A 13,850-nucleotide genomic window follows, 5' to 3' on the forward strand; every position below is an offset into this window, starting at 1 on the left:
TTCTTGAGATCAAAATAAATCTTCAATTTCCTGCGCGGATGGTAAGCGCTGGTTTTTGTAGAAAAAAATCTTGCGGTAGTCCTCTTGCGTATCGGCATGGTCTGCAATACAGCACCAATCAAAGGATAACAAACGTGCGTTGGCAATGATGCTGCCCACCAACAACTCACCAATCAAGATTCCTGCTGCTACGGCAAGGGCAATCGGGGTCGCAAGGGTTTTTATGGATAATTTTATCTTTGGCTCCTTCTTCTTGACCGAAGGCTTTGCGTAAGCAACCTCAATTTGCCCCGTTGACTGCAGATGATAAAGACATGCATACGTATGAAACTTACCAAGCCCTGAGATCTCTAGAAGATCGTCAACACTGCGCCTCTCATCAATCAATGATAATACACGTGCTTCATCTTCTTTCAGTTGCAGCTTCAGCTCTGGACGATCGACCCGCCTAAAAACGATATCACCAGAAGAAATAGCCTTCGAAATCCTTGGCCATTCATCGAGCCGGCGCGCCGATTCCAATATCAATCCTTCAGTATGCATCCTGATTTTTATCACGCTTTTCGGGTATATCAGCACACCCTCTTCAAATTTGAATTCGCCTTCATCCCACGTGAACAACTCGTCCATTACTTCCTGGATTTTGAACTTAATTGTACGCTCGATTTCTTCTATTGTCAGATATTTATCCTCAATGATGATATTTATGACCGGCCTCTTGGTCTCGCGATGAATGTCCTCGATCATCTCGAAAAGATTCTTACCGATCATTCCTGATTTGACCAAATATGTTTCTAATCTTTCTACGCGTTCACCCACCTCAAAAAAGGCGCCTGCAACATCACCATCAATGAAACCCACATCGGCTATTTCTGGATATTTCTTGATCTTAAGCACGCCGGTCAGCTGCTCGCGCGAAATCAGCTGCAGGACACTCGTGATATTAAGGCTCCTCAGATCGCCTTCAATCGCCATGCACACCCCTTATTGCCAAAAATGTATAAACATACGCGAATAAGGCAACTACTACAGCAATCACCACGAAGATGGACGACAGTGGAAGGCTTACCCACCCAGCCGGCTTGACGAAGAATTGAGGGAGCAGCAGCGGTGTGTAGGTAAGCATGACCAAATAAACAACACAGAGCCCTGAAAAATTCTTATTCAGATAGATTAAACCGGCACCCGGGACAATGGCGTTAAGTAAATACGCGATCGTTCTTTTCATCCGGCGGTGGCGGTTGCCAACCGAGTGTCTTAACAACTGTTCCATTTCCACATTTTCCGTCGTCTTCAATTTCGCAAAGCATTCCTTGCAGATAATTTCATCTGCCTCAGCTTCCTGACACTTCCTGCATATCGCCCGGCCACAGGTAGTACAATAAAATGGCGGAGGGAATCTATAGGGGAGAAACGATAGGACAAATATGGCCAGTGACGCAAAAAAGAATATCGGATTGATCGCACCGAAAAGATCGAGTTTTTCGGAAAGAAGAATTCGATAAAATTCACTGGTGGAAGGCATGATATCAAGGGGTTCCGTGGATGAAGACGAAAACCCGCGGCGCCGGGCCTCGGCCATGTATCTTGATGATTCGCTGTACTCAAGACTTCTCAATTTCAACAGGCCCATGTTAAAGAAAGGCTCACCTTTACTTCCCGCCCTCATTGTGTAGCTATAGAGAGTCTCTGCTCTCGCAACCTCACCATAAATGAAATATATGTTCGCCAGATTGTTCACAACTGCGATTTCACGGCGCCCGGTATAGTACATTTCTTCGTACAGAGACATTGACCTTTCAAGATCACCCACCTGTTTCAAGGCATAAGCCTCGAAGAGCTTTTCCTGTTCATTATCCGAGTCAAGCGTCATGCTGTTGTCATAATGCACCATTTCGTAGAGTCTATAGCTCTTCGAATCTTTCGATAGAAACAGCATCAAATCGTGCAGCGGCAACGAAAAAACGAAAACAACAATCATGAAGCACAAAATACCTCTAAGCAAGTTCCGTTCGTGCTTGCTAAAAACAAAGAGCAGGAGAACTGCATAGCTCACAAAGATCAGGAAAAGATTGCGGAACACCAGTACTGGGAAGAGCAGAGCGACCAGTCCGATTATTCCCTTCAACCTACCATGCTCCTGTATATCAATACGGTGACTGATCACAGGAAGGTAATATACTGTCTTGGACGCGACATACACGAATCCACACATGAAGAACGCTAAAAAGACGAGAACAATTCCGTTGGCAATGAAGAATATCTGGCTCCTGAAATCTGTAAAAACCGGAAGGGCGAGGGCCGATATCACCGGATCGACCTTCCGCGATTTGGCGGCCAGCGCAAGGAAGGAAAGAAAATTCTCGACCGCCGAGGAATCTAAATGACTGGCGAGATTGAGCTTGTTCATCGCTGTCTCGTAGTCATCGGCCTCTTTTGCCTCCCATCGCAATGCGGCTGAAATATGGAAATTTCGCCTGAAATGAGTCCGCATTAGTAGCGAATCGGCCTGCGGGTCATTAGCAGTGTTGCGCCAGAACCAGAGCACAACCGGATCATCGGCAAAATCAGAAATTTTGTAACGGCCCTGCGTTAGACCAACGAAAACAGCCTCACTCCTGGGTGACTGGAGAAAGGCTTTGTAACTTGTGTCAAACTGAAAAACCACGAGTAAAACTACCGCCAGCATAGGGAAATTATAGAAGAAATCCCATGCTTGTCAATACTTAATCGATACTTAATTCTGATAATGCCGAATTATTCGCATAAGTGCCATGTTTCAAGCACTTTTCTTGACTTTTGGACTATATTGACTATAATAAATTAGAATTATTGATAACGTCCTGTACCATGTCGATGAATCAAAGTAGCAATCAGAAAGGAGGACTTAATGCCTCAGGTCAAGATTTTAGAGGAAGTTTGCAAGGGTTGCGGCCTTTGTTGCGATGAAGTCTGCCCGGTAAATATCCTGATTCTGGCGGATCGAATCAATGCCAATGGTTATCATCCAGCTGAAGTCACCGATAATAGCAAATGTATTGGTTGCGGATACTGCTTCAAAATCTGCCCCGAACCAGCAATAGAAGTTTACAAGTAGAGGAGAAGAAATGCCAGAAAAGAAATTAATGTATGGCAATCATGCAATAGTCGAGGGTGTGATCGCAGCCGGTTGTCGGTTCTTTGCTGGATATCCTATTACCCCCCAAAATGAAATCCCTGAACTCATGTCAATCAGGATGAACGAGATAGGAGGGGTATTCATCCAAACCGAGAGTGAAATCGCAGCAATTAATATGCTCTTCGGTGCAGCCGCAGCTGGGAAGCGGGCGATGACTTCATCCTCTTCACCCGGTATCAGCCTTATGCAGGAAGGGATTTCATATATTGCAGGTGCCGACATACCAGTGCTTGTTGTGAATGTCGTCAGAGGAGGACCGGGCCTCGGCAATATCGCGCCGGCTCAATCTGATTATTATCAGGCAACAAAAGGTGGTGGTCATGGCGATTACTTCACGATAACCCTGGCTCCGAATTCAGCTCAGGAACTGTATGAATTCCCTAAACTGGCTTTTGAGCTAGCCGAGAAATACCGTAATCCAGCTCTAATCCTTGCAGATGGTCTGCTCGGACAGATGATGGAACCAGTGGAGTTCACGTACGAGGCGGTCGATCCCGACACACTGCCAGAACCGTCCTATGCCCTGAGCGGATGCAAAGGCAGGGAGCGTCGCGTGGTGCGGTCATACGATCTAAAACCCGGCAAGCTTGAGGAAATGAACTGGCAGAGGCTAAAAAAATACCGGAAGATACAGGAAGCAGAACAGCGGTTCGAAGCTACGGCATGCGACGACGCTGACCTCGTTATCATCGCTTACGGAACCTGCGCTCGCGTATGTGACGCGGCAGTCAGGATTGCCCACGCCAAAGGACAAAAGGTTGGGCTGCTTAGACCCATAACCCTCTGGCCGTTTCCCAACAAGATCATGGCTGATATGTCGAAAAAAATCAAGAATTTCCTGGTGGTGGAAATGAATATGGGACAGATGATCGATGATGTCAGACTGGCCACTGAATGCAGGAGCAAGATACATTTCCATGGTCGACCCGGAGGCGGTGTGCCCACACCGCCCGAGATATACGAGAAGATCCAAACGATCTTGGGAGGTGCGCGATGACACAGCTTTTTGGAAGACCCCAGGGCCTGACAGACGTTCTGCAACGATATTGCCCTGGATGCGGTCACGGTATCGTACATCGGATAATCGGCGACCTCCTGGTTAAATTGGATATTCGAGAACGCGCCGTCGGCATCGCACCGGTAGGTTGTTCGGTATTTGCCGATGAGTACTTCAATTGCGATATGATACAACCCCCGCACGGAAGGGGGCCTGCGGTTTCAACCGGAATAAAAAGAGCTCGACCAGACTCTTTTGTCTTCAGCTACCAGGGAGACGGTGATCTCGCGGCAATCGGCACGGCCGAGATTGTGCACGCGGCCGCGCGCAACGAGAATATTACCATTATCTTTATTAACAACGCTATCTTCGGCATGACCGGCGGTCAACTTGCACCGACGACTCTACCCGGGATGAAATCGACAACCTCGGTACAGGGGCGCGATGTCAAGAAACATGGGTATCCGATAAAAATCTGTGAACTGCTTGCCGGTCTTGACGGACCGTACTATCTCGTCAGAACCGCCGTCAACACGCCGAAACATGTGATCAACACGGAGAAAGCGATTAAAACGGCATTCGTAAATCAGATTGAAAACAAGGGTTTTTCCATGGTTGAGATTCTGTCAATGTGTCCTACAAACTGGGGACTGACTCCGATACAGTCAAAGAAATGGATCGATGATAAGATGATAAAATACTTCCCACTTGGCGAGTACCGGAACCGGGCAAAGGAGGAGAAATGACAATGGAGATCATCATTGCTGGATTCGGTGGACAGGGAGTGGTTTCCTCGGGCATAATACTGGGACATGCCGGGCTGTCTGAGAACAAAAATGTCACATTCTTTCCCTCTTATGGCGCGGAAATGCGGGGAGGTACTGCCAATTGTTCGGTCGTGATATCAACCCAACCGGTCGCTTCGCCAATTGTTGCGAGCCCGGACGTTGTCGTGATCATGAACGAACCCTCTCTTGCTCGATTTGAACCCATGGTGAAACCAGGTGGCATTCTATTCTACAACAAAACATTGATCAAATCAGCTCCCAAAAGAACAGATATGACCGTGATCCCAATTGAAGCGAACGCAATCGCTGAAGAGCTTGGTCAAGGCCGTATCGCGAATATGGTCATGCTCGGCGCTCTCATCAAGAAAACCGGGATCCTCAAAATCGAAACGCTGAAAATGGCGCAACGCGAACGCTTCACCAAAGCAGGCGAAGAACAGCTATCATTAAATGACAGGGCGTTGGACCGCGGCTATGAACTACTATGACCGGGGACATTTTGATCGCGTTGTTCATATAGTTCTTGCCGTCGACACAGGCAGATTTCTTTGCACACTATAAACATGCTGGATGAATTCTTACCTCTGGTAAGAAAACCGATTCGCTACACCGGTGGCGAATACAACATTACGCTGAAGAAAAACCCGAAAATAAACATCGGGCTCATCTTCCCTGAAATCTACGAACTGGGCATGTCGAATCTCGGGATAAAGATTGTATACCATCTCTTCAACCGCAAAAAAAACATACAATGCGAAAGGATCTTCGCTCCGTGGCCAGACTTCGGCGACAAAATGCGTGAATATCGCATTAAACCCTACGGGCTCGAGACCAGGCGAGAAATCGATGATTTCGATCTCTTGGGTTTTTCGCTGCAGAGCGAACTATGCTACACTACCGTACTGCATATTCTCGATCTGGCAGACATCCCATTTCGCGCTGCCGATCGTGGATCCAAACATCCCATCCTCATCGCCGGAGGTCCCGCCACGCTGAACCCGAGACCCATGTCCTCCGTCTTTGACGCGATTGTAGTTGGTGATGGTGAAAACGTAATCAGGGAAATCACCGAAATGCTCGAGGATATTCCGGCGGTGAAAAAAGACGACCGGCTCCGTGCCATGTCAAGATTGCCGGGTGTTTGGGTGCCACTAATCCACGGATACACAGCCAAAATACAAAAACAAACTGTCAGTTCGCTCGATGAAGACGCGGTACCCTTCCCCCCGATTCTGCCAACATGTGATATAACGCATGACCGCTACGTTGTCGAAGTCATGCGCGGCTGCACTTGGGGCTGTCGCTTTTGCCAGGCTGGTTATGCTAATCGGCCGGTGCGGATCAGACCCGAATCTGAAATATTGAGGATCGTAGAAAAAGGCATACGGCAGACCGGCTGGGAAGAAGTTTCGCTGCTATCATTTTCAATACTCGATTATCCTGATCTGCTTAATCTCATAAGGAAACTCAACGAAATGCTCAGGAAGAGAATGGTCAGCATCTCGCTACCGGCTATGCGTGGTGAATTGTTCACCGAAGACCTGGCACTATTACTGAAGGAAATAAAGAAGAGCGGCCTGACCTTTGCTCCAGAAACCGCTAGCGACGAATTGAGGCGCCGGCTGAACAAATCCTTTTCAAATGAACGCCTGATCAATTCAATTCAGACGGCTTACCGCACGGGGTGGAAACAGGTCAAACTATATTTCATGGTCGGATTGCCATTCGAAACCGATGCTGATATCAGAGAAATAAACAGATTGAGTGAGACCATACTCAAGGCTTGCCCGAGGGGAAGCCTTAAACTTTCGGTGAGCTCATTCGTTCCCAAGCCGCACACACCATTCGAATCCGTCGAATTTGCACCAATCGACGCACTGAGGAGAAAAATAGAACTGCTCAGAGCACACAAGAAACGCCGGGTTGAAGTGAAATATGAGTCTCCTGAAGTTTCGTATATCGAGGCACTACTGTCTAGGGCAGACGAGAAAATATTTCCTGCTATCGAAGCCGTATACCGGGCCGGCGGCAAATTCGAGGAATGGCGTGAGGGTTTCGATTTCTCGCGTTGGGAGAAAGCTCTGCAGCAGCACGGGATAGCGCCAGCGGATTACCTGAAACCAAAGACGGAAAATCCATGGGACATCGTTGACGTAGGGATCAGCAAAGAATTCCTGAACAAAGAATTCCAGAGATCCCGGCTTGCCCTCAAGACCGAAAACTGCTTCTACGAAAAATGCGTGAAATGCGGGGCATGCGACGGAAATCGACCGACTCATTACCAGGGCGATGACAAATATCTCAGTGTCACGCCTGCAGCAAAAAGCGCGGGGAAGCAGGTGATATACAGGGTAAAATACTCTGTCGGCGAGGATTTCAGATATGCATCGCACCTCGACATTGCCAGGGCGATTTACCGTGGACTGCGCAGGTCAGATCTTCCGATAAAATTTACGCAGGGGTTTTCGCCAATACCCAAAATCTCCTTCTGCCCGCCGAAGAGTGTTGGACAAATATCAAAAGGTGATTTCTTCGATCTCTATCTCGATACAGAATACATCGGAAATATCTCAAGAGAATTGAACGCTCGATTCCCGTCGGGAATTCGGGTGTTGGACATTCGTGCTATCGAACCAAAAACTCTTTCTCTTTCCAGCTCCATTAATCTCATCAACTATGAGGTTAACATCAGAAGAGAGGATTTGAAGAAGTCGATCGATCCGACTTCAGAAGCGCCGGTCTACGTGAATACGAAGTCCGGCGAGAAGAACATCATGACCGGGGTTGATTCCATATCGATCGACAACGGCAATCTTTCATGTGGTCTTTTTTATGGTGGGGGGCAGATTAACATATACGACCTTATTTCGTATTTGACAGATCTCCCACCTGATCAGGCTAAACGTTTCAAGGTAACAAGAACCACCATGTTCATAAAAAGAGAGAGTGAAAAATTTTCTCCAATGGAGGTCAAGTGAGAAAAAAGGATATCATTGTTAACATTTCACATTCCGAAACGAGAATAGCGGTGATGCAAGACGGCAGTTTCGCGGAATTCTATCTCGAACGCGCCGAGCGAACCAGTATTGTCGGCAATATCTATAAAGGTAAGGTCCTGAATTTAATTTCTGGATTGAAGGCTGCCTTCGTGAACATCGGCATCGAGAAGAATGGATTTCTGCCGCTCAATGAAATCCCGTTTGAGGAATTCTCACAGGTCTTTGAGAGTGAAATCGAAATGGAACAGGAACGCCGTCCCGAAGAGATAAAATTACGTGAGAACCAGGAAATAGTAGTCCAGGTCACAAAGGATTCCTACGGGATAAAGGGTCCGCGCATCACGTCGTATATTTCTATCCCGGGCCGATATGTAGTATTGCTAGTGAATGCCAAGAACATAGGCATTTCACGCAAGATTCGTCAAAGGCGCGTGCGGGAGATGCTCTTCAGGTCCACCAAGCACGTCAAGCCGCCCGGTATGGGGTTGATAATCAGAACAGCGGCGGCGCGCGCAAAGCCTGAAGAAATCAGAAAGGAAGTTGAAGTTCTGAAACGCGATTGGGATAGAAACATGGAAAAGGCCAAAAATCCGGCTCCCATTCTCATCTACGAAGAACCGGATGCACTTATAAAGACCGTACGCGATATATTTAATAATGAAGTCCGGAATTTGTTCGTAGATTCGGCACCGGCATACAGTAAGATAATAAGTTATCTTGGCAAGGTATCGCCGCGTATGCGATCGCGTGTTAAATTATACCGGGATTCACAACCAATATTCGAAAAATACTCGGTAGAGGAAAAACTCAAGAGCATACTGGAAAGAAAGATCTGGCTGCCGAGCGGCGGATACATTGTGCTCGACCAGACCGAGGCACTGGTGACCATTGATGTTAACACCGGCAAGTCTTCAAAGGAAAAACAAGCAGAGAAACTGGCTCTGTCTACAAATCTTGAAGCACTGAAGGAAATTGTGCGTCAATTACGGCTCCGCGATATAGGAGGGTTAGTTATCGTTGATCTGATCGACCTTACAAAGAGAGATAATGTTGACCGGATGTTACGGGAATTCAAGTCCATGATCCGCGAAGATAAGGCACGTTATCGAATAGGCGGAATCAGTGAATTCGGTCTCCTTGAATTCACACGCGAACGATCGCGGTCCAGTATTACCTCAAGCCTGAGTGAGGCATGCCCGACCTGTAAAGGAAGAGGCAGAACGATGTCCCGGATGAGCGCATTCGGTTACATTGAACGCTGGTTCATGCACAACGGGCAGAATATTAGAGGAAAAATGGTCGAACTGCAGACGTCCCCAAGGCTGGCAGATTTCCTCAGTCTACAACAATCGGGAACGATAGCTACAATTGCTAAAGAATACAATCTTATTCTGCGCATCAAAGCGGATTACGCCTTTAATGAAGGGGATTTCAGGGTCGTGGTGCTCTGATACGATAAGGGAAGGGATCGAAAAATGCAGGTATTCAATGGCGGTATTACCGACAGCGAAATAGAAAAACTAAAGGAAAATGCCCGGCTCTGCCGTGGTGATATTATCAAGATGACGACCGTCGCGGGTTCCGGGCATCCGGGCGGCTCGATGTCTTCAATTGACATTTATCTGACACTGTATACGCACGCGCGAATCTCCCCGGATACCGTGCACGACATTACTCGTGACCGTATAATCGTCAGCCACGGCCACACATCTCCCGGCTTGTATGCATGTCTTGCGCGGCTGGGGTTTATAGACCGTGATGACCTGCTGTCTTGTTTCAGAAAAGCGGACAGCCCGTACGAGGGGCATATCGAACGGAATGTTCCAGGCGTCGAATGGACAACGGGCAATCTTGGACAGGGACTTTCTGCCGGCTGCGGGTTCGCTCTGGGTGCTCGGCTGAATGGACTTGACTACCATACCTTTGTCGTAATGAGTGATGGCGAGCAGGCAAAAGGGCAGGTTGCAGAGGCAAGGCGGTTCGCCCGTAAGTATGAACTGAATGCGCTCACCGTGATCATCGACCACAATCACATTCAAATATCAGGCAGAACCGAGGAAATCATGCCGGTCAATATCAAAGAGAATTTTCTCGCTGACGGATGGCGGGTACTGGAGATCTCCGGGCATGACTTCGCAGAAATCCACGAAGCGGTACGACAATCGATCTCGGACAAAGACAATCCATGCGTTATCATTGCCGAAACAGTAATCGGCAAAGGCGTTTCATTCATGGAGAACAAGAGGGAATACCACGGACGCGCATTGAACACGGAGGAATGCAGTAACGCCTTGAAAGAGCTGGGCATCGAGAATGATGTCGATGTTATCCGCAAGTCTCGCAACACGAGGAAGGTCAGGAATTACAATCATTATACAACACCACTGCCTTCATTGAATACGGGTTCACCAAAACGATACGAGAAGGAAACACATCCAAGGGTCGTGTTCGGCAATGTCTTGAAAGAACTTGCGCAGGCCAATCCCCATACACCGATTGCCGTGTTCGACTGCGACCTGGCCGAATCGGTCAAATCAAATGAGTTCGCCGAGATACGGCCCCAGAATTTCTTCGAGGCGGGCGTTAGCGAGCACTCAACAGCGACGACGGCAGGCGCGTTGTCGATCAACGGCGTAATCACTCTCTGGGCAGATTTTGGCGTTTTCGCAATCGACGAAGTCTACAATCAACAGCGGCTCAACGACATCAATCATACAAATCTCAAGGTCTGCGCCACACATCTCGGATATAATGTCGGCCCCGACGGTAAGACTCACCATTGCATTGATTATATTGGTCTCCTCAGAGGACTCTTTGGTTTTAAATTGATAATTCCAGGTGACCCGAATCAAACTGACCACGCAGTCCGCTATATGATGTCGCAAGCCGGCAACTATGCGATCGGTATCAGCCGGTCGAAATTGCCGGCGCTTACGACGATCGACGGAAAGTTATTTTATGACGAAAACTACAAATTCGAATACGGAAAGTGCGACTTGCTGAGACCTGGCAAGGACTGCACGCTATTCACTTACGGCATCATGCTTCCAATTGCGGTGAGCGCCTGGGCTAAGCTAAAGGAGGACGGCATCAGCGCGGCCGTATACAATATCCCGTGTCCTCTTGATGTCGGCAAAGACACGCTGACAAAAGCGGCCTCTACGGGATTGATCATCACCTGCGAAGACCACATAGTAGGCACCGGCTTGGGCAGCACGATCGCTCAATCTATCGTGCGCAACAGACTAACGACGCCTGTGGTCGAAATCGGCATCGGACAATATGGTGCTTCAGACGAGCACGACAATCTTCTCAGGAAATACGGGTTGGATGTGGACTCTCTGGTTAGGACCGTAAAAGAGCATATTTGATCTGAAAATCTAACACGTGTACTCTCTTCGACTGATTATTTCGCATCACTGCAGTACGAGTCGTTTTCAAGTTTTTCCTCGATCCCCTTGACCGTAAAAGGATATGGCAAAACGCAGCGCAATAAGTAGATGAAAAAACCTTACCGGTACCTTGACCACACCGCCGATCTGGGCATTGAAATCTCCGGACATGGGCTCGAGGATCTATTCGCGAATATCGGACGGGCGATATTTGAGACCCAGATCATCGGCACCATCCGGGCAAGTAAAGAAAGATCGATAGATCTCACTAGCGACTCGCTCGACGAACTTACCATCGATTGGTGCCGGGAATTACTCTATGTTTTCTCGGTTGAAGGTTTCATTCCCAAAAAATACACGATCCGAATAAAGGAACAATCGTTACAGGCCCACCTGTTCGGTGATGAATTCGACACAAAACGCCATCGCGTGAGAATCGAAATAAAAAAACCCACTTACCATAATTTTTTACTGGAAGAAAAAAAGGGTGTGTACAAAACCAGTATCATTTTTGACGTATGAAGGGAAGCACAAGGGGTCATATTGTATCCGTCCTCCTGTTCCTCATGCTCATCACCCCTGTATCACAGGCGGAGAAATCAGATGCCGGTGATGACAGTAAATGCACAGAGGCAGAGTGCCACAAGAAATTCGCTATTGAATGCAACAATGAGGTCTGGGGTCTACTAACAAGAGAATCCAGAACCGAGCAGGAAGATGAGAACATGATCCACGCTGCCCATGCTTCACACTATCACTGGAGCAAGATCGGAAAACCAATAAACATACAGCGGGGACACTGGCTGATCTCCCATGTTTACGCGGTCTTGAATAAACCTGACCAGGCTTTATACCACGCCAAAAAATGTTTGTCCCTGACCGAAGAACACGGCTTTGTCGACTTTGACATGGCTTACGCCTATGAAGCGATGGCAAGAGCGAATGCAGTAGCAGGCAATGAATTAGAGGCAACCAAATACCTGAAAATGGCGCGCGATGCGGCTGAAAAGATAAAAGCGGAAGACGACCGCCAGCTCTTCAACAGTGATCTCAAGGCAGGACCGTGGTACGGAGTGGAATAGAACTACACCGCATCACAAATATGGCAAACAGAGCTATAAAAATATGATCACCGGCCAAAGATCAAAAAGGACGACCCTGCTCAATCTTTCATCATTCCAGATCCTGACAATGTTCCGAAGAGGTCTGTTCTACAGCTATCTTTCGATATATCTCCGGTTTTTCCTCGGTTTGAGCGTGACCGAAACGACTCTCTTTGCCACCCTGCCTATGGTGCTCAACGTGGTCTTCCAAAGATTCGTGTGGGGAGCACTTTCGGACAAGTATCAAAAGAGAAGAACATATATTATTATGGGCGAGGTGCTGGCAGCAGTCGGCACGCTGCTTGTCTGGTATCTTCATAAACTCCCGGAATCCAGGTCTACCGCAGGGTATATCATCATCATCGGCCTGTCAGTGGTCGAGATATTCTGGTCTATGTCCAACATCGGATGGAGCGCGATCATCTCCGACCTGTATCCGGAAGGTGAACGTACCGGCGTCCAGGGTAAACTTTCCAGTCTCGGCGCCATTGGTAGAATAGTCGGCGTACTGATCGGCGGCCTGGCATATGACGGGCTTGCCCGCTATTACGAGGGATGGGGGTTTGACAACGGATTTCTCTTCTTCGTCGCATCCGGGATAATGCTCGTATCGACCATTCCCATGTTCTTCGTACCAGAAGGCGGCGTAAGTGCCGGGCAGCCACAGAGTTCAAGCACGCATACCCACGCAAGGACGCTCTCGCGCGTGTTCGCGGTATTCATGCTGGCGATGATCTTCATCAATTTCGGCCGTAATTCGATCGCTATCATAAAGGCACAATACCTGTCCCTCGACACCGGATTCAACGTATCGAGCCAGGTCCTCAGCTACATAGTGAATATGGAGTCACTTGCCATCTTCATCGTTGGATTGTTCATTTCGCGATTGTCGAAATCGTACAAGGACGCTACCCTGCTGTTCGCCGGTGCGACGGTCGCAATCTTCAGCCTAGTCGGGTTTGCGCTAGCTTCAACATTGCCCCTCATCTACGTGTGCAACTTCCTTCTCGGTGTCTCCATGGTCATCATTCTATCGGCATCATACTCCTACGCCTCACAATTGATCCCTCCGGACCGTCGCGGCAAACAATTCGCCTGGTTCAATGCTACGTTCTTTCTCAGCTGGGGCATGGCAGCGACCATCGTCTCCGGGCCAATCGTTGACCTGCTGATAAGGTCTGGCGCCTCCGAGGTGTTCGCCTACCGGATGTCATTCTTTGCTTCGGCGCTGCTGGTGGTGATCGGATTGCTGATACTATTCCTTGCCGACCGCATGAGGCGACACGCAATAGAAGATCGCCCGCAATCATAGTTATTGCCCAAATTCTTTATACCAAGGCCTGTTAGAGGCCACAATTGTCTGTAGAACGCAGTCTGTCTTGACTTTGTTCCA

General features: G+C 48.3%; 12 protein-coding genes. 10 read left to right on the top strand and 2 right to left on the bottom strand.

Annotated elements, in window-relative coordinates; translation table 11 throughout:
- Positions 1 to 9: 9 nt before the first annotated feature.
- Both OEV79_03395 and OEV79_03400 read right to left on the bottom strand, forming a co-directional pair.
- Positions 10 to 975: a DUF4388 domain-containing protein gene (locus tag OEV79_03395; GenBank protein ID MDH4210471.1), complete on the bottom strand. Its 966-nt coding sequence runs from the start codon at positions 973 to 975 to the stop codon at positions 10 to 12.
- Positions 965 to 2,689, bottom strand: a complete 1,725-nt coding sequence (locus OEV79_03400) for a hypothetical protein (GenBank protein MDH4210472.1) — start codon at positions 2,687 to 2,689, stop codon at positions 965 to 967. The genes OEV79_03395 and OEV79_03400 overlap by 11 nt, the downstream gene beginning before the upstream one ends.
- Positions 2,690 to 2,890: 201 nt before the next feature.
- Here OEV79_03400 and OEV79_03405 point away from each other — a divergent pair, with 201 nt between their 5' ends.
- The 10 genes from OEV79_03405 (at position 2,891) to OEV79_03450 (ending at position 13,769) form a co-directional block, all read left to right on the top strand.
- Positions 2,891 to 3,097: a 4Fe-4S binding protein gene (locus OEV79_03405; protein MDH4210473.1), complete on the top strand. Its 207-nt coding sequence runs from the start codon at positions 2,891 to 2,893 to the stop codon at positions 3,095 to 3,097.
- A gap of 10 nt (positions 3,098 to 3,107) precedes the next feature.
- The gene (locus tag OEV79_03410) at positions 3,108 to 4,175 is read left to right on the top strand and encodes a 3-methyl-2-oxobutanoate dehydrogenase subunit VorB (GenBank protein ID MDH4210474.1); all 1,068 of its coding nucleotides are present in this window, start codon (positions 3,108 to 3,110) and stop codon (positions 4,173 to 4,175) included.
- Positions 4,172 to 4,921 carry a thiamine pyrophosphate-dependent enzyme gene (locus OEV79_03415; protein ID MDH4210475.1) on the top strand — a complete coding sequence of 250 codons (750 nt, stop codon included), beginning with the start codon at positions 4,172 to 4,174 and terminating at the stop codon, positions 4,919 to 4,921. The genes OEV79_03410 and OEV79_03415 overlap by 4 nt, the downstream gene beginning before the upstream one ends.
- Entirely contained in the window at positions 4,918 to 5,451 is a 534-nt protein-coding gene (locus tag OEV79_03420) for a 2-oxoacid:acceptor oxidoreductase family protein (protein MDH4210476.1), read from the top strand. Before OEV79_03415 ends, OEV79_03420 begins: the two co-directional genes overlap by 4 nt.
- A gap of 75 nt (positions 5,452 to 5,526) precedes the next feature.
- A complete protein-coding gene (locus tag OEV79_03425; protein MDH4210477.1) occupies positions 5,527 to 7,941 on the top strand; it encodes a TIGR03960 family B12-binding radical SAM protein in 2,415 nt (804 codons plus the stop codon).
- Complete coding sequence (locus OEV79_03430) at positions 7,938 to 9,413, top strand: Rne/Rng family ribonuclease (GenBank protein ID MDH4210478.1); 1,476 nt, start codon at positions 7,938 to 7,940, stop codon at positions 9,411 to 9,413. The genes OEV79_03425 and OEV79_03430 overlap by 4 nt, the downstream gene beginning before the upstream one ends.
- 24 nt (positions 9,414 to 9,437) lie before the next feature.
- Positions 9,438 to 11,333, top strand: a complete 1,896-nt coding sequence (locus OEV79_03435) for a transketolase (GenBank protein ID MDH4210479.1) — start codon at positions 9,438 to 9,440, stop codon at positions 11,331 to 11,333.
- A gap of 129 nt (positions 11,334 to 11,462) precedes the next feature.
- Positions 11,463 to 11,876, top strand: a complete 414-nt coding sequence (locus OEV79_03440) for an archease (protein ID MDH4210480.1) — start codon at positions 11,463 to 11,465, stop codon at positions 11,874 to 11,876.
- Complete coding sequence (locus OEV79_03445; GenBank protein ID MDH4210481.1) at positions 11,873 to 12,436, top strand: hypothetical protein; 564 nt, start codon at positions 11,873 to 11,875, stop codon at positions 12,434 to 12,436. The genes OEV79_03440 and OEV79_03445 overlap by 4 nt, the downstream gene beginning before the upstream one ends.
- Positions 12,437 to 12,479: 43 nt before the next feature.
- Positions 12,480 to 13,769, top strand: a complete 1,290-nt coding sequence (locus OEV79_03450) for an MFS transporter (GenBank protein MDH4210482.1) — start codon at positions 12,480 to 12,482, stop codon at positions 13,767 to 13,769.
- Positions 13,770 to 13,850: the final 81 nt, after the last annotated feature.

Source organism: candidate division WOR-3 bacterium, assembly GCA_029858255.1.
Classification (GTDB): Bacteria; Hydrothermota; Tepidihabitantia; order SM23-42; family SM23-42; genus SM23-42.

Coding starts and splice junctions, on each gene's coding strand:
- OEV79_03395 (MDH4210471.1), bottom strand. CDS start 975: ATGGCGATTGAAGGCGATCTGAGGAGCCTTAATATCACGAGTGTCCTG.
- OEV79_03410 (MDH4210474.1), top strand. CDS start 3,108: ATGCCAGAAAAGAAATTAATGTATGGCAATCATGCAATAGTCGAGGGT.
- OEV79_03415 (MDH4210475.1), top strand. CDS start 4,172: ATGACACAGCTTTTTGGAAGACCCCAGGGCCTGACAGACGTTCTGCAA.
- OEV79_03405 (MDH4210473.1), top strand. CDS start 2,891: ATGCCTCAGGTCAAGATTTTAGAGGAAGTTTGCAAGGGTTGCGGCCTT.
- OEV79_03435 (MDH4210479.1), top strand. CDS start 9,438: ATGCAGGTATTCAATGGCGGTATTACCGACAGCGAAATAGAAAAACTA.
- OEV79_03420 (MDH4210476.1), top strand. CDS start 4,918: ATGACAATGGAGATCATCATTGCTGGATTCGGTGGACAGGGAGTGGTT.
- OEV79_03445 (MDH4210481.1), top strand. CDS start 11,873: ATGAAGGGAAGCACAAGGGGTCATATTGTATCCGTCCTCCTGTTCCTC.
- OEV79_03440 (MDH4210480.1), top strand. CDS start 11,463: ATGAAAAAACCTTACCGGTACCTTGACCACACCGCCGATCTGGGCATT.
- OEV79_03450 (MDH4210482.1), top strand. CDS start 12,480: ATGATCACCGGCCAAAGATCAAAAAGGACGACCCTGCTCAATCTTTCA.
- OEV79_03400 (MDH4210472.1), bottom strand. CDS start 2,689: ATGCTGGCGGTAGTTTTACTCGTGGTTTTTCAGTTTGACACAAGTTAC.
- OEV79_03425 (MDH4210477.1), top strand. CDS start 5,527: ATGCTGGATGAATTCTTACCTCTGGTAAGAAAACCGATTCGCTACACC.